We start from the raw sequence: 21265 nt of genomic DNA, 5'->3' as shown, positions 1-21265 counted from the left end.
GACTGTCTGAAAGTTCATGAATTCAAAGTAAAGTCCGCTGGACAAAAGCGCTAATTGGGAATAAATTCCCAATATTGGTTTTGGGAAAATAATCCCATCTCGTAGGTGCGTCAAATTTGATTGCCTAAACTTTGTACAGTGGCCCGGAGATACGTGATGAAACACAACCTTTTAGCTTCAGCCGTTAAGTTCGCTTTAACCGGCGCTCTTGCAAGCTCTCTTATTGCCTGTGGTGGTAGTGGCTCCGAGAGCTCTAGCCCGAGTCAAACTTCGTCGGGTACCAGTGTCGGCCCAATCTCTGGTTTTGGCAGTGTGTATGTAAATGGCACAAGGTTTAGAACAGACGGCACTGTTCTTAGTAGTGACGGTGTTGAGCGTGAGGGGCAGCTGGACAAAGGCATGATCCTGAAAGTTCAGGGCGATTGGGGTCGACAAGGAGAAGGCGAAGCGAGGGTCGTCAGCTATGACGACACCTTACGTGGCCCGGTTAACTTTATGTCTTGGGATGCTGACAGCCGTGTGGGCGAGATCAATATGCTTGGTCAGACCGTAATTGTTGATGGCCAAACCGTTTTCCGTGGTGTAGCACCCGTTGAGTTGGCAAGTAGAGCCGCGGATTATCGGGTTCGCATCAGTGGCTGGCGAACAGCGGAAGGTAAGTTCCGAGCAAGCTACGTGGGCGTGAAAGGGATTGATTTTGATTTTGAGGACGCTAACGACGTAGAGATTGAGGGCGTCGTTGAGAACTTGGACAAGCTGGCTCAAACCTTCACGATCAGAAATTTCCCGATCGATTATACAAGTGCACAGCCGGAAGACGGGTTTGATTTAGACATTTTGGCTGATGGCATGACGGTGGAAGTAGAAGGAACGCTGTCTTCCGACAAACAAATGCTCCTTGCTGCAGAAATCGATAAGGAAAACCACTGGTTGGATGATGAAGGTGATGACGTCGAAATATCCGGCGACCTGTATGACTATGACGAAGCTAACCGCCACTTCTATATTAACGGCGTACTCGTGAGGGTTACAGATAAAACAGAGTTTGATGATATCCGCGAAAATAGCCTGCTAAACGGTATGCATGTTCAAGTGGAAGGCGAGTTTCGTGAGGGTGTTTTGTATGCTGAAGACATCGAAGGTCAAGAATCGAATGTCGAACTGGAAGGCGCTGTTGAGTCGATTGATTTCGTAAATGAAAGACTCATGGTTGGTGGCGTGAAGGTTCAGTTAACGGCCAGCACTCTTATCGACGAAGGTGGCGATGATGAGCGCCGTACCCGGGTTCTCGATATCCAAAGCTTCAACGTTGGTGATTATCTGGAAGTAGAAGGCTTTCAGCGCGATAGCGATGGTGGCTACTTAGAAGCTAACAGTGTGAAGTACGAAGGCGAAGGCGATGATGATTGCGCAGAACTGGAAGCCAGAATTACAGTGACCGATTCGGGCTCAATCCACGTTATGAACTTGGAGATACTGCCCGGTCCCTTTAACCATGACGACTTGGAGCTGCAGAAAGAAGTTGAGCTTGAGTATTGCACCACGGGTGCTGGCGAGTATGCGTTGATCGAAAGTCCAGATCAGTAGTACGGAGACAGAGCGGGTAAGTTTATCTTGCCCGCGCTTCTGGCTTTTAGTGGCGCCATGGGAATACAATCCCAAATATGATTGAGCCCCGCACCAACCCATTACACCAGGCTTTGTTTCGTATTTTGCGGCCCCTTGCGAGGCTGCTTTTGCGTAATGGCATTCCTTTTGGTGAGTTTTCCGAATTGGTTAAACGCGCTTATGTGGAAGCAGCGCTGAAGGATTTCTCTGGTGATCGACGCAAAGCAACCGATTCTGCAGCGGCGGTTATGACAGGACTAACGCGAAAAGAAGTTAAGCGCCAGCGCGAAATTCTAGCAGGGCGCCACACGGCTACCTTCGAGGTGCTTCATACGAACCGGGCATCTCGTGTTGTTTCCGGTTGGGTAAACGATGCGCAGTTTAAGGACGCCACTGGCGAACCTGCTGAACTTCCTTTTGAAGGTCCCGTGAGTTTTTGTCAACTGGCAAAAAAGTACAGTGGGGATATGCCTCCGCGTGCTGTATTGGATGAATTATTGCGGGTTAATCTGGTGTCTGTGCATGAAGACACTGGTGAACTATCTTTAAATCAAAGAGCCTATGTACCTGCTGGCGACAGTCAAAAAATGCTTCAAATTTTTGGAGAGGATGTGTCAGATCTTATCGCCACAATGGATCATAACTTAGCTTGTGGCAAAAGCGGCCAACAGCCACTTTTTCAGCGTACGTTGACCTATAACAACATATCTTCAGAGGTAATGGACGCTTGGCGCATGCACGCTGCGGAGCAATCCCAGAAAATGCTTGAGCAGCTGGATTCATGGCTAGGACCAAAAGATCGCGATGTGTCAGGGGAGTCGGTTGCTGGTTCCTCGTCAGAATCAATCAGAACAGGTGTTAGCGTGTTTTATTTTGAAGATCCACAGTGTAAAGAAACACGCTTGCTCAGTTCTCGCCAAGAGAACGCGTCATGAGGCCTGATAACCAATCAGAATTTATATGCCGCTGGGAGCCAACGGAACTCGCAAGCACACTGTTGTCCCCTTCCTGTCAGGAAGTGGTGAGCCATTGGATCAGCGCAATCGCGTTCCTTGACGAGAACGCACATCCGATCTTACTTGCAACCAACACGCAAAGTGAGCCTAACTTTAATCAACTTGCGCATGCAGTTAATCCCGGTTTTGTGCCTGTAGTGGTACTCAATGAACTTCTACGCAAAGGCTTGGTTGAACAACTGGATAGCGGACAGCTTCTCCTTAGACGAAGTGCCTATGTACACGATGCTCCCAGCTTGGAGTCCCCACCAGTAGTCAGACGGAAAACGTATAGTCCCGGCAGAAACGCAGGTAGACGGCATAACGACTAAGTCTGATATGAGCCACCAAAACAACCACACAAAGCCGACTTGTCCAACGCGGAGAGAGCAATGATTCTGATAGCCTGCAAACGTGTGCTCGTTGCATTAGCGACCGTGTTAACACTGGGTCTTTTTTCTGCGTGTGGTGGCGACTATCAAGTGGCAGACGGTGGCATCCGCGGCACTGGTTCAAGTGTGGGGCCGGTATCGGGCTTTGGCAGCGTATTTGTGAATGGCGTTGAATTTTTTACCGATGGTATCCGAAACAGAGAAGTGCAAAGCAATGATGGAGTTGCCACGGAAAATGACCTTAACGAAGGAATGATTCTGAGAATTGAAGGCGAATGGCAACCCGACGGCACGGGCGATGCTGATTCAATGGAGTATGACGACACCCTGCGAGGCAAGGTTTCCAATTTGCAAATGGATGCGAGTGGGGAATCGATCTCGTTCGAAATATACCGGCAAAAAGTTATTGCTGGCCGGCAAACGGTCCTCAAGAACAGAACGCTCGCGACTCTCGCAGAAGGTGATTATGTGCGAATCAGCGCTTGGCGTCAGTCAGATGGTAACTACCGAGCTAGTTATATTGGTTTCAACCCTGCGTCTTATGGTGATAACCGAGTAGAGCTGGAAGGACCTGTTGACGTGGGTTCAGTTGGAACAAGCCAGTTCACGATGAATGGTGTTGTGATTAAATTTGACGACCGCAGTTTCGTAGAAGGATTGTCTGCTGAAGATTTGAAACCCGGAGTGTACTTTGAGGTTGAAGGGAGTGAAGACTCAGTAAGTAACACGCTTATAGCCAAGCGAATACAGATTGATGATTTTCGTCGGTATCGCCCTGCCGGTGAGGATATCGAAATCGCAGGCCCAGTCTCTTCGAGCTACAACGAGGTTGACCAGACGTTTGGCCTCAACGGGCTGGTGATTCAGATAACACAAGAGACAGAGTGGGATGATCTAGCCCTGAAGGATCTCAAAGAAGGCTTGCTCGTGCAGGTTGAAGGCGAATTTGTATCTGGCAGGTTAGTTCGCGCTACTGAAATTGAAATTAGAGATGGCAATGCTGAGGTCGCAGGTACGATAGACGCTGTAGATCTGAGCACAGATAGCTTCTTGGTGGGTGGCGTTCGAGTGAGCGTAACGCCGAGAACAATTATTACAGATGATGATACGGATGAAGCACTGCTGCTCAGTGACCTGATTCCAGGGGTGGAGTCGATTCAAGTTGAGGTGTCTGGCCTGCAGAAAGAAGGTGGCGACGGCGAGGTTTATCTTGAAGCCCTTCAGGTAGAGCGTGAGCTTGAGGACAGCCCCGAAGATGCGTACCAGCTTGTGGGTGTGCCGGCAAAAGATGGTCTTTCTTACAGATTTATCACGATTCTCGGCGTGTCCATCAGGGTCGAGGATGATGCGTTTGAAGATGTCTCCCTAAGTGAGTTAGAAACGCTACTCAAGGGTGACGAGAAGGTTGTACTAGAAGTTGAATACAAGCGAAAGTCTAATTCTATGGATCAATACGAAGCATCCAGTGTCGAGCTTGAATGAGTCCGCTTGTCTCTGTTTTTTGAAAATATGCAACAAATCCCTACATAAAGAAGTCCCACTTTGTCATTTACTTTGCTACAACTACTATAAGGTGCATTTTGATAATTAAATTGGCAACTACTCCGGGTGTCGGAATAGTGTGTTGAGGGTTCGTTTATGGCCGCTCTTTTCTTGAAAAATCTAATCACCAGTCGGCTGATTCGACCTGTGTTTATTGCTCTTATTGTCGCCGGTGTGGCGCAGGTGGTGATCAGCCAGTGGCTGATCACGGACCAAGTCGAACGCTTGATAGGCACCGCTAGCTCAGCTCTTGAACAGAGCAGTGATCAACTCAGCGACTCTTTCGAAACCACCCGCGATGATGTTCGGTTGCGCTTGCAGGCCATGCGGGAAGAAAGCGTTAGTGAACTGGCTGCGGAGCTTACACTTAAGCAAAGCCAGCAGCAGAAACAGGTTGCAGAGAATGTTCGAAATGCCGTTATGGCAGAGGCACAAGGGCTGGCGGATGTTTTGGCAGCTGTTGCTGCGCCGCTGATCTGGGATCGGGATGTTCCGCGGCTTACCAATCTTGTGGAGCTGGCAGATGCTAGAGAATCGGTACTCTTCGCGATCTATTTTGACCAGTATGGAAAGCGTCTGACCCGTTATGTTGATCGCACTGATGAGCGCGTACTTGCACTCATGGAGCAGGGTGAGGGTCGAGGGGCGGCGAATCGCGTGCTGGAAGCTGCAACTCGTGATTCCAACGTCGTGATTATCACCGCAGACATCAAGCCCAAAGGTTCTGCAATTGGGCAGCTAAAGATCGGGTTGGCGTTGGATGGCATCAACCGCGATCTAGCACAGTTGGAAAAAGAATTCGGTACAGCGCTTGCCAGCAGCATTAACACGGCAAGGCAAACCCTTGAAACTGAAACCGAGCAAGTGAACCAGCGACTGCAACAGCAGCTCACGGATATCGGCGCAGACACGCAATCCCGTATTAGCGGGACGGTAGATGCGCTTCGCACGGAAGCATCGGGTTTGTCATCTAGCCTAACCTTGGTTGCTGTGAGTTCCATGATTGTGCTTCTGATTTTGATAGCAGCGGTACTCGGCGGTAGCGTATTGCCTAGAGTTTTACGGTTGAACTCCGCCATTCGCGGCATTGCGGATGGCGAGGCCGATTTGACTCGCCGTGTAAACCTGAAGGGCAATGACGAACTGACAGAAATGGCCCGAGGGGTGAACAAGTTTATTGCCCGCATTCAAGAGCTGGTAACCGATGTTAAAAGCTCTGCGGAATCTGCGGTAGGGCAGGCTCAGTCTCAAGGCGAGGTCAGCCGTGATGCGGTTGCAGCCGTAGGTGCCCAGCAGCAGGAAGTGGTGGAAGTGTCGGAAACCATGGCAGCTATGTCTCACAGTATTGCTGGTGTTGCCCAGAATATTGAGGAAATGGCAGGAGCGGTGCGAAGTGTCAGCACCGAGAGCGATGCAACAGCGGCCATATCTCGCGACGTGCTGAAGCGACTTGATGATGTTGTGCTTAATGTACAAAAGGCAGTGGAAGCTGTAAGCGCTTTAGATAAACAAAGCATGCAAATCACCACCGTGTTGTCGGTTATCGGCGCCATTGCGGAGCAGACCAATTTGCTGGCGCTTAACGCAGCTATAGAGGCGGCCCGAGCAGGCGAGTCGGGCCGTGGTTTTGCGGTTGTTGCCGATGAGGTAAGAACACTGGCCAGCCGAACACAAGCGTCTACTACCGAGATTGAGGCGATCATTGCAGGCTTGCAACAGGGCAGCAAACAGGCCGTATTGGTGATTGGTGAGGTATCGGAACAGGTTGCGGAATCGTCCGCAGAGTTCCGCCGTGCCGATGAGCACTTTGAGCAGATTAATCAGTTGCTAAGCAGCTTGCAGGAACGCGCTTTGGGTATTTCGTCGGTCGCCGAGCAGGAAGGCAGACAGGCAGAAAAAGCAAGCGTGAGCGTTGAGGGCATTGCCCATTCATCCGAAGCAACCGTTGAAGCTATCAAGCGTTCCGACCATGCGAGCCTAAAGATCAGTGAATTATTGGGGGCACTACAGGCCAACGCTTCCCAGTTCCGCGTGTGACGGAACTGGGTATCCGTTACCCTGAGCCTGCTTATTCGCAAAGCCGCGCACGGGCACTCTCGTATTCCTGCTTCAACCTTGAAGCTAAAGCCTCAACGCTGACCACATCATTGATTTGGCTGACACCCTGACCAGCTGACCATACGGTTTTCCACGCCTTGGCTTCGTCATCTACCGGTTTAAGCTTTTCACCGTAGTTGATTTCACCCGCCTGATTTAACTTATCCATTGGGAAGCCTGCGGCTTCTAAGCTTTGCCGCATAAAGCTGGCTGGTATCCCAGAAACCGCTGGGGTATGGATGATGTCGCTTGATACGGATTCAATAATCATAGTGCGATAGGCATCTTCTGCCCGGGACTCGTTGGTGTTAATAAAACGAGTTCCCATATACGCTAAATCCGCACCAAGAGCTTTCGCGGCCAGTACGTCTTCACCGTGAGAGAGTCCTCCAGCTAACAAAATAATGCCCTCAAACACCTCGCGGATTTCGTGCACCAGCACGAAGGGGTTGATAGTGCCCGCATGCCCTCCAGCACCAGCTGCAACAGCAATAATGCCATCCACACCAGCCTCGGCCGCTTTGCGTGCGTGCTTTTGATTGGTTACATCGTGGAACACAGCACCACCATAGCTGTGTACGGCTTCAACCACTTGGCTTGCTGCACCAAGCGAGGTAATGATAATGGGCACTTGATGCTTTACACATAGCTCTAGGTCGGCCTGCCAGCGCGGGTTGGAGCGGTGTACGATGAGGTTTACCGCATAGGGCGCAATGTTGGCTTCCGGGTTTTCTTCCTTTAACTTGGCAAGCCCCTCGTTCATCTGGATCAGCCACTCTTCGAAACCTTCACTCGTGCGCTGGTTTAGGGCAGGGAAGCTGCCCACGATACCCTCTCGACAACACGCCAGCGCCAATTCTGGCCCGGATATTAAGAACATGGGAGCTGCGACGAGGGGTAAACTGAGGGAATCTTTGTTGAATGAAGGAAGTGGCATGTGATCTCCTTAATTTGTATTGGAACTTATGTAGGATATAGAGGATCTTAGCCTGCCTGAGTGAATGTGGGAATGTTCGCCTGCTAACAATCATAGTACCTCTGAAAAATAGAAAGGAGCCAAGAATGGGTGAAGCAAAACGTCGCAAACAAACGGGTGCGCCGCCGCCAAAGAAAACAAGTTCGAAAAAACCCCTGATTATCGGGGTAAGTGTGCTGGTTCTCGCAGCTGTTTTGGTTGGTGTTTTTTTCCTGACGGCAGCGCCAACACCCACTTCGGATGAATTACCGGTTGCCGGGCCCAATGCCGATGCCTTTCCTGCCCAGTTGGATCAGTACGGTGTTTCTGTAGGCGCTGCAGATGCTCCGGTTGTTGTGCGGGAGTTTGCTGATTACCAATGTCCGGCCTGTAGCCTTTTTGCGAGCGCTAGCAAGCGCTTGAAGCAGGAGTATGTGGAGGCTGGGCAGGTTCGTTTTGTGTATTTTGATTTGCCTTTGCAGCAGCATCAGAATGCATTCCCCGCTGCACAGGCCACTCGCTGCGCTGGCGATCAAGGTGCTTACTGGGAAATGCACGAGCGTCTGTATGATTCGCAGACTGAGTGGAGCGGCTCGAACGACCCGGTGGCAACCTTTACCCGTTATGGAAATGATCTGGGCTTGGAAGAGCGCCGTTTCCGCCGTTGTATGACAACAGAACTACACCGGGAAGCCGTTGAAGCCAGCCGTCGCGTAGCTATGCAGTTACAGGTGAGCAGCACCCCAACCGTGCTTGTGGATAACATTCGCCTTACCCGTCCGGGTTGGGGCCAGTTGTCGGCCGTTGTGGAGCGGGAGCTTGCCAAGGCAACAAAATAAGTTTCGAGTGGCGGCTTCGGCCAGCACTGACTTGAACCTGAGCCAGAGTGGGTTAAAATCTGCGCCCTCTCTGGCTTAAACCCTCCAGATAAACTAACCCATGCCCCGGATTTACGATCCGGCCCGCAGGAGAATCTCCCATGAGCAACACTGTTGTTGTCTGCGCGCTCTACAAGTTCGCCGTTCTGAATGACTACAAAGCCCTTCGCCACCCACTGCTGGATATTATGCTGGCCCATGACGTGCACGGTACTCTTTTGCTCGCGCGCGAAGGTATTAATGGCACCATTGCCGGAAGCCGACAGGGTATAAACGCTGTGCAGGCCTTTTTAGGTGCGGATGCCCGGTTTGACGGCATCGATTACAAAGAGTCGTTTGTTGATATCCAACCTTTCAAGCGCACTAAGGTGAAACTCAAAAAAGAGATCGTCACCATGGGCGTTGATGGAATTGATCCCAAGCGCATTGTGGGCACCTACGTAGAACCTGCGAAATGGAACGCTCTGATTTCAGACCCGGAAGTCCTGCTTGTCGACACCCGTAATCAGTACGAAGTGGAAATTGGCACCTTTGAGCATGCCGTCAACCCTGCCACAGATACCTTTCGTGAGTTCCCTGACTACGTAAAACAGAACCTTGATCCAACAAAACATAAAAAAGTAGCCATGTTTTGTACAGGTGGAATTCGCTGCGAAAAATCAACAGCTTATCTTCGAGAGCAGGGTTTTGAAGAAGTTTATCACCTCAAGGGCGGTATTCTGAAATACCTAGAAGAGGTGCCAGAAGAGCAAAGTCTCTGGAAAGGTGAATGTTTTGTATTTGACGACAGGGTTACGGTCAATCATCGTTTGGAACGCGGTGCCTACGACCAATGCCATGCTTGTCGTCGTCCAATCACCGAAGCAGAGAAACAGTTTCCGGAGTACCAGCAGGGTGTCAGTTGTCACCGCTGTATCGATTCGCTGAGTGAGGAACAAAAAGCACGTTTTGCGGAGCGGGAACGGCAGATTCGTTTGGCCGAAGCTCGGGGGGAAGTGCATGTGGGCGGTGATGCTGCACGTATTATCGCTGAACGCAAAGCACGCAAAAAATCGGAGCGTGAACGCCAAGCGGAGGAAAAACACTAGTTCGCTTGAATCAGTTACCAAGGAGCCTTCATGAGTTTCAAGAAAGCCGTTGCGGTTATTGCCATTTTAGCGACACCAATGGCCTACGGGCAGGATGCTAAGAACTGGGAAGGCGAGGCGGAATTGGGTGTGCTCATGACATCCGGAAATACTGAAGAGACGAATATAAACGGGCGTTTGGGGTTGGTGCATGAGGTCGTAAGCTGGCGCAATATTGCAGACTTCAGCTCCAACTACTCTGAAGCCGAAGACGAAACCACGGGTGAAGATCAAACTACCGTTGAAAAGTACAAAGCGGCACTAGAAACCAATTACAAGTTTGATGAAAGCCAATACTGGTTCCTGCGCAGCACCTACGAGAAAGATCGCTTCTCCGGGTACGACTTCGAATCCACAGCCACCACCGGTTACGGGAATCGAGTTTGGCTGCGTGGCGAACGCTCGTTTCTTGATTTATCTACCGGTGCTGGTTATCGCTACAACAAACTGGAAGGCGTTAATGAAGAAGGCAAAGACGTTGAGAGAGAGGCCATTGCTCGGCTAGCCGCCCAGTTTAACTATGCGCTGTCTGAAAACGCCCTCTTTCGGCAAAAACTGAGCACAGAAATTGGCTTGGATGAGAACAACGTGATCAGCCAGTCAGAAACAGCAATAAAGGCAAATTTGGTCGGTAACCTATCCATGAAGGCGGCCTATCGGGTGAAGCATGTGTCAGATGCACCGGCAGGCACGGAATCTACAGACACCGAAACGGCAATTACCTTACTGTACGGTTTCTGATTAGCTCTGGCTCCAGATTTTAAACCTTGTTCCTGAGTCCCAAGGCATCCGGGTAGGGGCTCAGGTACTGCTGCAAGGTGAGGTAATCTGCCGGTTCCCTACGTTGTGCCATTCGCAGTAGTGTCATAGGTACCACCAGCGGTACCTCACCGCGACCGTAAGCCTCAATCTGCTCAATCAACACTTTACGATCTTCGTTACCCATGGCGTCCCGCAGGTAACCCATAAGGTGCTGCATCACATTTATGTGCGAGCCCCGGCTTACCTTTTTCGTCATGGCGTCCATGAAATCCTGAATGTACCGGCTGGCTATGGTTTCCAGCGCATCGGATTTCAGGTCGCCCAACATGGGGCCGAGCTGTCGGTATACTTTCTCTGAGTGTGCTAGCAACTGAAACTTGTGGCGGGTATGGAACTCGATAAGCGCTTTCGCGGTCAGTTTTTCGTCTGCTACGTTCTGCATCCAGTCGTCATAGGCAAACACTCGCTCAATGAAGTTCTCCCGTAATGCGTCATCATTCAGCCTGCCTTCTTCTTCAACCGGCAGCAGTGGGTAGGCACGCATAAGCGCCTCGGCAAACATGCCTTGGCCATCACGCCGCACTACTTGACCTTCGGGGTTGTGAACCTTTATGCGGGCCATGCCGCAGCTTGGGGATTTTGCCATGAGAATGTAGCCGCGTAGGTGGGCCAGTTCCGGCAAAATCCCGGTTGTGAATGCTTGCATGGCGTCGGTGTGGTCGGCCGTGCCCTTGGTTTCTGTTAGCCGCATACCGTCTGGGTATTCCCGCAAATGAATAGCGGGGCGGGGCACGCCCAAGCCGGCTTCCAGCTCAGGACAGATGGAGTGAAAATCAAAATGTTGTGACAGCACTTCCGTGCAATAACGGGAGTGTTTATGGCCACCATCATGGCGAACTTCTTTGCCCAGCAAACAAGTGCTGATTCCCACAGGAATGCCGCTCACGTTTCTCTCCGTTTTTTTAGTTTTTTATCATTCAGTGCCAGAGTGGTAGCGTAAATTGCGCGAACGTCACTGGCAAACTGTTCTACTGAATAATCTTTGGCGAATGCCAGAGCTTGCTTGGAAAGCGTAGCTCTTAGATCGTCGTCTTCAAGTAACCGCTTTACCTGTATGCACCACTGGTCTTGTCTTTCGGGTGTTTTGAAACCGTTGAAGCCTTGGCGTACAACATCGTCAATGCCGCTGGAGCGCACGGCCACAACAGGCAAACCGGCCGCCATGGCTTCCAGAATGACCATACCCTGAGTTTCAGATTTGGAGGCAAACAAAAACACATCTCCCAAACGGTACCAAACAGCCATTTCTTCTGGCGGCACAGCACCCACCAGCGTGATATGGGCTGCAAGATCAAGATCATGAATCTTGCTCTGAAGGCGTGCTTTCTGGTGGCCTTCGCCAATCATCAACAAATGAAAGGGCTCGCTCGTTTCCATACGCAATGCAGCCATGGCTTCGATCATAAAGTCGATATTCTTTTCATTCGACAGCCGCGATACACTAATAAAAACCTTGTCGTCGTTCAGCTTCAGGGTCTTCCGGAGCGTGGTTACTTCATTATCTGAGACCGACTGAAAACGCTTGTACTCAATCCCTGTCGGTTGCACGAAGGTGGGTGTCTTTACGCCGATCATCCGAAGGTATTCTTCGGTTGAGTAGGTAGGCACGATAACGCCATCGCACTTGTTGGCGAAGCGCTTGATCAGCGCGTGGGATATGAGGTTACGAAAGATCAGGCCCGGCAGTGGCACAAAATGGGCATAATGCTCCAGCCGCGTGTGGTAAGTATAGATGGCGGGCACCTTGAGGCGGCGCGCTATGAACAGCCCGAGCGAGCCCAGCCAGAACGGATGGTGCAGGTGAATAATGTCTGGGTGAAATGCCCGAACCCGCTTACGAATGCGGCCAAGAAAAATGTTGGCCAGCCGGAACTCTCGTTTCTCACCCATGGTAAGCAGTGAGGGGATCCTAAGTACGTGCTCTTCAACTTCTGGCTGGTTTTTATAGCGTGGAGCCACAACGAGTAGCTTGTCGCCAAGTTGTTCCAGACCTCGCCTCAGCCGGGCAATGGAGATGGGTACGCCACCAATGAACGGTAAGTAGTTGTTGGTAAACATGGCCACTCTTAACGGCTTTTCCAGCCATGGCGTGGGATCAAGGTTGTAGTCCGGGTAGTAATCCTTACCGACAAAAATGATGGCATAGAGCCTGATGGTAATGGCTGCAAACACAGCCACAATTAGAATGAAGTTGAGATACCCGGTGTAAAACAGCGAATACACGAAGAACCAAAGGCTTTCGAGGCGCTTAAGAATCGGATGCTGGCCAACTTCAAGCTGTTGCAGCTTATGGCTGACTTCGCCCTCTGGGCTAATGTTCACTTGTACGTAGTGGTAGAAGCTGGTGTCGTTGTTCAGTATCAGACCGCCAGCTCCGCCAGTGGTAATAAACCGCGTGCTGCCTATCTGCTTCTCTGAGTAGAGTGATAGATTGGCGGAAAACACCCTATCGATGCTGTGCGCTTCGACCACATCCATAAGTGCGTTGCGAAATTCAGTGGGCTTAAGGTAATCCTCGGCTTGGTCGAAGAGTGCATCTTCTGTAGGTTTCAGTGGGGGGTGGCTGATAAAAAGAATTCGGGCTTTTGAGCTGTCTTGGCTGAGTAGGTCATCCAGCCACCGAATTTGCCACTGCCAAGGCGTTTTCCCCGTGCTGTCCAGAAAAATCAACCGGCTGTTGCCGGCTTGAATGCTGTAGAAATGCGGCCCGAAGTGGTCATAAAAGCGGAAACTGCCAAAGTTGTCGTATTCGTGTGCGCCAAATGTCAGTAGATAAGGAATGTCTAGATGGCTAAGGCTTCCATAAAGAGCCCGGTATTTATCCTCGCCCCCACCGCTAACAGCATTGCCTGCTGACACCAGAAAATCCATCCCCGAGGCGTGCAACTCCGGAATAATGCGTTCTTCAAAAATACCGACCGAGTTGTTGATGTTGCCTACTACGGCAAAACTGAAGGGTTCCGCGGCAGATATTCTGCGATGGATTTGCTCCACTTGCTCGGTGTGCACGCCCGCGAAGTCTTTCATGAAAAAGTTCAGGTAGGCTTTGTACCCTACCAGCAATAGCACGATGAGCAGGCAGAGATAGAAAAGCAGCTTTAGCGGGTTGCGGAAGATCATCCGGATTTCCTGCGACTTTGAATAAGTTCTTTTTGCAGCACGAACAATCCAATGATCATGCCGAGATATATAGTGATGAGGCGCCAACTCACGATAACTAGAATGAGGTGGTTGCCAGACAGTATGTCATTGAAAAAACTACCAAAAACTCCTTCTGATATGCCGGAGGCGCCGGGTGTTGGGGAGAAATACATAATAAACGTAGTCACAACGAGCAATCCTAGCGACATAAGGTAGTCAATATCGTAGCCCAGACTGTAAATCAGTAGGGCGGGGAAGCTGAACAGGCTAAGTAAGAACAGTGCGGTGAAAACAACAGACAATGCGACGAAAAGAGGCCTGCCCCGCAAATAGTCTCCAAAGCTGTGGGAGAAACGCAACATTTCCCGCTTAGCTTTGAACTGCCAGTGCTTATGGCGAGTATTGCTGATGAGGTTCCAGCGGTTAAAGGTTCTAAGTAGTCCGCCGAGCGGGCCGATCAGCCAGCGGGTGCGAAACAGCAAAATAATGAAAAAGCCCAGATACAGCAGAATAAATACAGCCAATGCAGAGCCCACATCCCCGGCAATCGACTGGCCGTCAAAGGCATCCAGTGTAAGCAGAAAAACCGGTGTGAGAGAAAAGATAAAGAGCACAGCTAGCACGGTTCTGATGGTGGTCGCAGCTGTTGCGCTACCTACCGGGACGCCATGGCGATGCAGGTACCAGATCTGAGCAAAACCGCCCCCCGTGGCCATGGGAGTGACGTTGGAAAAGAACAGATTGATGAAAACCAGACGAAAGATGGTAGGAAAGGGTAAACGGTGACCGAGCGCCCGCAGCGTAAAGTGCAAACGCAAACCATCTGAAACAAAATACACCAGCAAAAGGGAGGTAACGGCCGCTAGGGTTTGTGGTGCAATCAGCTTGGAGTCAAAACTGATGCTGCGCCCTGCGAATTGATCGTAAACGGCGTAAAGCCCTGCAGCTGTCAGCGCGATAAAAAGTAGGCTGAACAGACTAAGGCGTTTTGCGGAGGTTCGTTGTTGGTAGCTGGTGTCGGTGTTATCAGTCATGAGCTGCCCGTCAAAAAGAGACGGGCAGTTTACAGGACTCTAGTGACCATAAACCATCATGGTGGTATCGGTAATGGCGAAGTCTGTGAACTGAACGCTGCCAATGCTGACCTGGCCTACTTTGAATACAGGCATATCTATGTCTGCCCGGAATTCAACCTCATGAATCGAAAGGCCTTCCTTGCCGGAAACCGACCCAGTACCTCGGGACAGTTTTGCCGTAGCACTGGCCATTCCAAAGTGGCCCAACGTGTCATCGCCCCGACGGTTATGAATTTGCAACCCTTCGATACCTACCGCTGCAAAATTGAACAGTAGGATGACATCTGCGGCATCCCAATTCAGGCTACCATCGGTGACTTCAAAGTGCGTGTCCAACTGCAATTCGGCCCCGGAAACGACATTGCCGTTGCTTAGAGTTTTGCTCGAACTGCCTTCGTTGCGAATGACCAAATCTGTGGGGCCGACATAACCTTGTAGCAACACATCAGAAAACAAAGTCGCCGAGCCTTCGGAACCGGTGGTGGTAATGCTGCCAACCTCTAACTCGAAATCCACCGCTTGTAGGTAGTCAGTTAGGCTAGTTGGGTCACCATAGTCGGTTGCACCCAGATGGATAACCAAATCGCCACTATTAAACTGCTTGCCGAACTCACTACCCATGGAGTACTTGGCTAGGGCGTCTGCAACATCCGTATTACTAGTGCTTAGAAGCCCAGCATCTGCTCTTCGGGCAATTTCTGAAAAGCCATGCTCAAGTACCTCACCGGTACCCGCTATATCGACGGTCAGCTTCAGGTTGTCCAAAACCGTATCGTTATGACCAGAAAGCCGCATATCGTTCACCCTCAGAGTGCCTTCATCTGTCCAGGCTAGGTGATCGATATTAATTTTGGTTTCCAGCTCGATAGTCACACCGGCCTGACCGGTTACCCCTGAAAGCGCACCATCATCCAGCGGCTGGAATTCCGCCATGGCCGTGGTAGGCAGCGAGAGTGCAAGCACCCAAAGGGAAAGCGTTGATGTTCGTGCCGTGCAGCGACGGGTGTGCGGCTTAATCATGATGGCCCCGGTTTTGGACTATTTGTTTTTGTTGGTAGAGAGCCTTAACCAAGCTCTCTGGCCGCAGGGGACAGCGTAACCAATGCAGCAGAAATAGAGTTTTGTTACACGTTGTTACGATAGTTAGGAAGCCGCGATGTGTCTGTGAGCTTAGTCACAGTTGAGGATCTATAAACCGGTTTGCAGACTTTAGGCAGAGGATAACGCTCTTTGAATCATTTTCTTCTGATGCTCAGCGAAAGCCTCAATTAAAGCTTGGGCTTGCGCCACATCCCGCGCCAATACAGCCTGCGGAAGGCGTGTAAAAAACTCACTCGTCTCAGTTAGGCCATGGCGATAACGCTCGGCGCTCAAATAGTAAGCGCGACTCACTGCCGGTTTGAAATTAGAAAGCGCTTCGGTGAGGTAGGGGTTGCCCACCAGTTCGCAGCACGCCTCCATCACCTCAAAGCTCGCCTCCACCACGGCCGTAATATCTGCTGAAGGTTCCCGCATTTGCGCCACCGCGCTGTCCACCACCGCCAACATTCGGTCTCGATCGCTGTCCTGCCAGCGCACACAAAGCCTTGCTGCAAGCATCATCAATAAGTGCATGTAAACGTCGTACAGCTCCGAGGCGTGGTTGGCGTCGAGCTTTGATGCGGCAGCACCTTTACGCGGCGTGATCTCCACTAAATGCCAGCGCTCAAGAGTGTACAACGCCTCTTTCACCGAGGCTCGGCTGACTTTAAGTTCAGTGGCCAGCGTGGCCTCCTGAATGCGCTTACCAGGCTGAATTTGCCCGATCATAATCCGTTCTGCCAGATAATTAGCGATTTGCTCCGCTAGGGTATTAGGCACCTTGAAATCCATAAAGGTTCTCTGAACTGGTTTTGAGAGCCGGCAGGCCATGGGTCGGCCCTGCTTCAGCAGGAGAATATGCGTGGAGTTTATCACACCCCTGCGACTTGCCCATTAGCCGACCATCGTAGAGCAGCGCCTTGAAATTTGGCCGCAACGCCCACATGTGTAGTTACTCAATTTGAAAAGTAATAAAGGGAAATCCCATGCCCAAGCACTTTGAGCAAGCCCCCGGCCTATACGAAGAACCGGTTCCAGAAACGGAAGGTTATGTATTTAACCAAACCATGTTGCGAATCAAAGATCCCGAACGCTCCATGGATTTCTACACGCGGGTAATGGGTATGCGGCTGGTGCGCAAGCTGGACTTCCCGGAAATGAAATTTACGCTGTATTTTCTTGGCTACCTTGATGACCGGCAAGCTGGGTCTGTGCCAACAGACGATGCGCATCGAACCACCTTTACGTTTGGTCGCGAAGCCATGTTGGAATTGACCCATAACTGGGGCACAGAGAACGACGATGATTTTGCCTACCACAATGGCAATGATGAGCCTCAGGGTTTCGGCCATATCGGGATAGCCGTGCCCGACGTGTATGCTGCCTGTGAGCGTTTTGAAAAGCTGGATGTTGAGTTCGTTAAAAAACCGGACGATGGCAAAATGAAGGGCTTAGCTTTTGTTAAAGATCCAGACGGTTACTGGATTGAAGTTCTGCAGCCGAATATGTTGGAGAAACAGCGCAAAAACGCCTGATCACTCGAATTCGCCCGCGTCGTGGAGGCGAGTTTGCGAACAGGGCTGAAAGACCGGCGGCAGCAAGCCGCCGTCTCTTGGGCTTTAGAGTATTATTCTCGCAATTTACTTCACAGTTAAACGCTCAGCGTTTTTCTCAACAGTGCGAGCGCCAATGCCTTTCACCTTGGCTAACCCTTCTGGCGTTTTGAAAGCGCCGTTGGCTTTGCGATAAGCAATAATGGCTTCTGCTTTGCTGCTGCCAATACCATCAAGGCTTGCCAGAGTTGCTGCATCTGCGCTGTTGATATTGATAGCTGGCTGCTCTGCAAAGGCAAATCCGCTTGCCAAGCTGAACAGTAGTACGAGTGTAGCGAAAAAAGATGAGTGCTTCATGTAAGTGACTCCTGAGTCTAACGTGCATCGTTATGGTTATGAGTCAGGGTGCAATACAGCAGGAATAGGTTGTTCAGGTTTTTCGGGAGAGAAAAAGTGTGAGGGGAGTTGGCAGAATAACGCTGAAAAAAAACAGTGCACGGGCAAGGACTACATTCCATGTAGTCCTATGTTCCGTGAACCCCGCCTCCTCCTTTAGGCCGCACTCTTCCTAAGCGCTTCATCCTTGGTCGTCCTTGAAAGCCCATATCCTTCGGGCTACTCCAAATCCCTTTGATAGCTCCGATTCCATAGAGCAGTCATCCCTGAGCCAACGTTCCTTGCTGGCTTGTCATCCCTAACACTGCCTATTCTAGCGGGAGCGAATTTGTGAGATACCGGAGATTGACTCGCTGGCTTGTGAGATATCTCCTACAGGTGTCGTGCGTTCGAACCCTGTCGACGAAAGCGATAGGTTATAGTGAGTGCCCGAGCAGCCCTAAAACACCAAGAGTAATCAAGTAGCCTGCAACGATATAGTTGAGCAAGCGTGGGAATATCAGAATGCCAATGCCTGCGCCCAAGCTGATAAGCGGGGCAAGTTCTAAATGAAGTGTCATAACTTTCCTCAGTAATCATTTTTGAAAAACGAGGGAAATCTTGGCATTGAAAGGATAAGTCGGCAACTCCCTGTTTCTAGGAGCGTGTTGACGAACATACTCGTTGGGCTCATAAAGTGTTTGATCTGGCCTTTAGTTCACTTTTCTGGAGTATATGGTAATGACTGATAGAACTATTTGGATAACGGGCGCTTCCTCCGGCATTGGCGAAGCGCTCGCTGTTCGTTTTGCTCAGGAGGGCGCCCGCCTTGTTCTTTCTGCCCGCAGGCAAAGTGAGCTAGAGCGTGTAGCCGAGCGTTGTCGCGATAATGGTCTTAGCGCAGATCAGGTGCTGGTTTTGCCTATGGATGTTACCAATTGGGAGGCCTTGCCCGGTGCGGTGCAAACCGTGCTCAACCAGTTTGGCCAGGTTGACCTGTTGATCAATAACGCCGGATTGTCCCAACGCTCCCTGTGCGTGGAAACAGAAATGTCGGTCTACCGCCAACTGATGGAAGTGGATGTAATGGGGCAAATTGCGCTTACCAAGGCGGTCTTGCCTCATATGCTTGAGCGTGGCGTCGGCCATATTGCCGTAACGGCCAGCGTGGCTGGCAAGGTAGGTGCGCCTCTGCGCACGGGTTATTGTGCAGCCAAACATGCGGTTATGGGCTTCTTTGACTCTTTGCGCACAGAAGTTGAAGGTCAGGGCGTGCATATTTCCACAATCGTGCCGGGTTTTATCCGAACGGACATTGCCCGCAGTGCGCTGGCCGGTGATGGGAAAGCCTCTGACCTGAAAGATGACGATATCGAAAACGGTATGGACGTGAATGACTGCGCCGAAGTAGTGGTCAAAGGTCTGAATGCAAAAAAACGTGAGATCCCGGTGGGAAAAGGCAAGGAAATGGCGGCCCTCTGGCTCAAGCGGCTCGCACCCGAAGTGTTGTTTCGTATGGCCCGGGCACACAAATAAGAGCGCCCAAACAACAGACTAAAACAGCCCCATTTGAGGCTGTTTTTCACTAAAGCGCAAGGCTTCTAGCTGGTCCACCCGCTCACTTATAAGACTCGTCCAGATCTCGGTCAGTGCGAGCGCATCACCTATGTCCGGCATGTGTAAAAAGAAATAGGGCCGCCGGCCTTCTTCAACCCAAGTGGCAACTCGTTCAACCCAAGGTGCCAGATAGCGGCGGTTACTTTCTAGATCCGGGTGCCCAATGTAGCGGATAACCGGGGCTGCATCACCGGGAAGCAAGTGCACCGGCACTCTTGGTTTTTTGCGCTGTGCTTCAATAGTGACGTCTTTATCTGGCGTTGCCGAAAATAAAGCACGTGTATCCATGCATACCCGTGCGACCCTGCGCTCACGAAGGCCACGGTTTAGAGCTTTTTCAGCATCACCTTTACTGAAAAAAGCGTTGTGGCGAACCTCAACTGCACATTCTAGTGGTGCTGGCAGGGCGTCAATAAAGTCCCATAGGTTGTGCAGGTGCCTTGGTCCAAATGCCGCAGGGAGTTGCAGGAGGAATGGGCCGAGCACATCTTCCAAAGGTGCAACAATGTCTAGAAAGTTGCGCACGCTTGCGTCCACGCCAGACAGCAGGCGGTCGTGAGTAATGTGACGAGGGAATTTTAGTAGAAAGCGAAAATCGTCTGGCACCTGCGCACGCCATTGCCGACACTGTTCTTGGCTAGGTGTCGCATAAAACGTTGTGTTGCCTTCAACACAGTTAAATACTTGACTGTAACGGCCCAGCGGACTTTCGCCTAGTGGTAGCAGGTTACCCCATGCTGGGTGTTGCCATTGAGGGCAGCCAAGAAAGTAGGGGAGTGCCATTGCCTGTGGTTCCGGATAGAAGGGCCTTATGTTTGTGCTATAGCTTACCGTATCCGGAATGGCGATGCCGCCTGCCGCTCAGGGTTGCCACAAGATGACTCAAGGCGTGGAATAATGCCGTCAATAGAGGGGCCAGAAGCCATAACAGCCAACTGCCGATGTACAGTACAGGAATAAGCAATAGCAGCCAGCCCAAAAACTGAACGGCGGCTACTGGGTAGCCAAGCACGTCTGCCACGCCAGCAAATAAGTCATTAATTAGGCTTGGGTGGGCAACAACAAGATAGCCTGCACCAATAAACAAGGGCCACTTGGCGTATCGGGCGCTGCGTAGAGTCAGTTTTCCGCTGCGGGCCACCCTCGCGGCCAGAGCAGCGGAGCGAGTACCCCGGCTAGCACTCTTAGTGGCAACTGCTGTTGCCCGCCCTACTTGAAGCACTTTCACGGCACTGGCAAAGACTAAGACATCCACCGAGGCCCAGCCAATATCGCCTGCGGTAATCTCACTGCCAGATCGGTAATTGCGTTCCAAATCACGAATGCCGCTGGCGAAAAACTGATTTAACCCTTCCAGTACCCGTTCTGTTCCGATCCATTGGGTTGTGCCCTGTCTGTCCACAACGAACTGACCCAGAAAGTCATGGCCTTCGCTTTGAATGAAATTGACGGCATACCAGCCACGTTCTTCCGGTGACAGGTTACTGCGTTCGTCGGGTTGCTTGTTGTCTGGTTCAGATGCCTCTGGAAGGCCGGTAAAAAAACGTTTGGCGGCCTGATACTGACGAGATGCCTTGTCCATCCACTCAATAGTGCTAATAGGCTGGTTTACAAAAAGGTGAATGGGCGGCAGAACCTCCTCGCCATACCGCCTTAGGATATCCTGAAACTCCGGCTCGGAAGCGTAAAGCGGAAGCAGGGCTCGGGCCATATCTGGGTAGCGCATAAACGCTGCTTGCGTTTTCAGTAGCAGTAAAGGGTCATCCGACATATCCAGCAGTATCGCTTGAATCTCGACGGGCTCTTGCTCAATGTTCGGGAAATTATCGAGCTCCTCGCGAGCCTGGATGTTAATCAGCTTCTGCTCAATGGGAACGGGCTGGGCTATAGTGCTGAAAACAGCCGCCATGAGCAGGGCTAAACCACAAATCAGAAGTAACTTTTTCAAATCATCACCACCGTATATCGGTTATTTATACCGACCAGTCTAGCTTGAACAGATTGAAA

General features: G+C 51.1%; 19 protein-coding genes. 9 read left to right on the top strand and 10 right to left on the bottom strand.

Features of this window, described 5'->3' with window-relative positions; translation table 11 throughout:
- Positions 1 to 156: 156 nt before the first annotated feature.
- The 4 genes from KO508_RS05755 to KO508_RS05740 all read left to right on the top strand — a co-directional run bounded on the left by KO508_RS05755 (position 157) and on the right by KO508_RS05740 (position 6574).
- Positions 157 to 1587 (top strand): DUF5666 domain-containing protein, encoded by a 1431-nt coding sequence (locus KO508_RS05755; protein ID WP_216007408.1) that lies wholly within the window; start codon positions 157 to 159, stop codon positions 1585 to 1587.
- Positions 1588 to 1664: 77 nt separating this feature from the next.
- Entirely contained in the window at positions 1665 to 2543 is an 879-nt protein-coding gene (locus KO508_RS05750; RefSeq protein ID WP_216007407.1) for a DUF6502 family protein, read from the top strand.
- A gap of 452 nt (positions 2544 to 2995) precedes the next feature.
- A complete protein-coding gene (locus KO508_RS05745; RefSeq protein WP_216007406.1) occupies positions 2996 to 4477 on the top strand; it encodes a DUF5666 domain-containing protein in 1482 nt (493 codons plus the stop codon).
- Positions 4478 to 4633: 156 nt separating this feature from the next.
- Complete coding sequence (locus KO508_RS05740; protein WP_216007405.1) at positions 4634 to 6574, top strand: methyl-accepting chemotaxis protein; 1941 nt, start codon at positions 4634 to 4636, stop codon at positions 6572 to 6574.
- A gap of 31 nt (positions 6575 to 6605) precedes the next feature.
- On the opposite strand, the gene KO508_RS05735 is transcribed toward KO508_RS05740, so the two are convergent.
- Positions 6606 to 7571, bottom strand: coding sequence for an NAD(P)H-dependent flavin oxidoreductase (locus KO508_RS05735; RefSeq protein WP_216007404.1), 966 nt, complete (start codon positions 7569 to 7571; stop codon positions 6606 to 6608).
- Between the two features lie 125 nt (positions 7572 to 7696).
- On the opposite strand from KO508_RS05735, the gene KO508_RS05730 reads away from it, so the two are divergent.
- The 3 genes from KO508_RS05730 (at position 7697) to KO508_RS05720 (ending at position 10335) form a co-directional block, all read left to right on the top strand.
- On the top strand, positions 7697 to 8428 hold the full coding sequence (locus KO508_RS05730) for a thioredoxin domain-containing protein (RefSeq protein WP_216007403.1): 732 nt from the start codon (positions 7697 to 7699) through the stop codon (positions 8426 to 8428).
- A 140-nt stretch (positions 8429 to 8568) separates the two neighbouring features.
- Positions 8569 to 9555, top strand: coding sequence for an oxygen-dependent tRNA uridine(34) hydroxylase TrhO (gene trhO, locus KO508_RS05725; RefSeq protein WP_216007402.1), 987 nt, complete (start codon positions 8569 to 8571; stop codon positions 9553 to 9555).
- A gap of 30 nt (positions 9556 to 9585) precedes the next feature.
- The gene (locus KO508_RS05720; RefSeq protein WP_216007401.1) at positions 9586 to 10335 is read left to right on the top strand and encodes a DUF481 domain-containing protein; all 750 of its coding nucleotides are present in this window, start codon (positions 9586 to 9588) and stop codon (positions 10333 to 10335) included.
- Between the two features lie 19 nt (positions 10336 to 10354).
- Here KO508_RS05720 and KO508_RS19040 read toward each other — a convergent pair whose 3' ends face one another.
- The 5 genes from KO508_RS19040 to KO508_RS05695 all read right to left on the bottom strand — a co-directional run bounded on the left by KO508_RS19040 (position 10355) and on the right by KO508_RS05695 (position 16505).
- A complete protein-coding gene (locus tag KO508_RS19040) occupies positions 10355 to 11302 on the bottom strand; it encodes a YbgA family protein (protein WP_216007400.1) in 948 nt (315 codons plus the stop codon).
- A complete protein-coding gene (locus tag KO508_RS05710; protein WP_216007399.1) occupies positions 11299 to 13536 on the bottom strand; it encodes a glycosyltransferase in 2238 nt (745 codons plus the stop codon). The genes KO508_RS19040 and KO508_RS05710 overlap by 4 nt, the downstream gene beginning before the upstream one ends.
- Positions 13533 to 14591, bottom strand: a complete 1059-nt coding sequence (locus KO508_RS05705; RefSeq protein ID WP_216007398.1) for a lysylphosphatidylglycerol synthase transmembrane domain-containing protein — start codon at positions 14589 to 14591, stop codon at positions 13533 to 13535. Before KO508_RS05705 ends, KO508_RS05710 begins: the two co-directional genes overlap by 4 nt.
- 39 nt (positions 14592 to 14630) lie before the next feature.
- Positions 14631 to 15653 (bottom strand): DUF6160 family protein, encoded by a 1023-nt coding sequence (locus tag KO508_RS05700; protein WP_252737942.1) that lies wholly within the window; start codon positions 15651 to 15653, stop codon positions 14631 to 14633.
- 189 nt (positions 15654 to 15842) lie between these two features.
- A complete protein-coding gene (locus tag KO508_RS05695; protein WP_216007397.1) occupies positions 15843 to 16505 on the bottom strand; it encodes a GntR family transcriptional regulator in 663 nt (220 codons plus the stop codon).
- Between the two features lie 194 nt (positions 16506 to 16699).
- Here KO508_RS05695 and gloA point away from each other — a divergent pair, with 194 nt between their 5' ends.
- Positions 16700 to 17248, top strand: coding sequence for a lactoylglutathione lyase (gene gloA / locus KO508_RS05690; RefSeq protein ID WP_216007396.1), 549 nt, complete (start codon positions 16700 to 16702; stop codon positions 17246 to 17248).
- A 105-nt stretch (positions 17249 to 17353) separates the two neighbouring features.
- Here the strand turns inward: gloA and KO508_RS05685 are convergent, their stop codons facing one another.
- Complete coding sequence (locus tag KO508_RS05685) at positions 17354 to 17623, bottom strand: ComEA family DNA-binding protein (protein ID WP_216007395.1); 270 nt, start codon at positions 17621 to 17623, stop codon at positions 17354 to 17356.
- Positions 17624 to 18078: 455 nt separating this feature from the next.
- Entirely contained in the window at positions 18079 to 18222 is a 144-nt protein-coding gene (locus KO508_RS05680; RefSeq protein ID WP_216007394.1) for a DUF3096 domain-containing protein, read from the bottom strand.
- A gap of 160 nt (positions 18223 to 18382) precedes the next feature.
- Between KO508_RS05680 and KO508_RS05675 the strand changes: the two genes are divergently transcribed.
- Positions 18383 to 19177, top strand: a complete 795-nt coding sequence (locus tag KO508_RS05675) for an SDR family oxidoreductase (protein ID WP_216007393.1) — start codon at positions 18383 to 18385, stop codon at positions 19175 to 19177.
- A gap of 18 nt (positions 19178 to 19195) precedes the next feature.
- Here the strand turns inward: KO508_RS05675 and KO508_RS05670 are convergent, their stop codons facing one another.
- Together KO508_RS05670 and KO508_RS05665 are read right to left on the bottom strand one after the other, a co-directional pair.
- A complete protein-coding gene (locus KO508_RS05670; protein ID WP_216007392.1) occupies positions 19196 to 20041 on the bottom strand; it encodes a DUF72 domain-containing protein in 846 nt (281 codons plus the stop codon).
- A gap of 37 nt (positions 20042 to 20078) precedes the next feature.
- Positions 20079 to 21206, bottom strand: a complete 1128-nt coding sequence (locus KO508_RS05665; protein ID WP_216007391.1) for a hypothetical protein — start codon at positions 21204 to 21206, stop codon at positions 20079 to 20081.
- Positions 21207 to 21265: the final 59 nt, after the last annotated feature.

The organism is Marinobacter salexigens (genome assembly GCF_018860765.1).
GTDB lineage: Bacteria > Pseudomonadota > Gammaproteobacteria > Pseudomonadales > Oleiphilaceae > Marinobacter > Marinobacter salexigens_A.
Note: the sequence above shows the minus strand (reverse complement) of the source record. Positions and strands in the feature narration are given on the sequence as shown.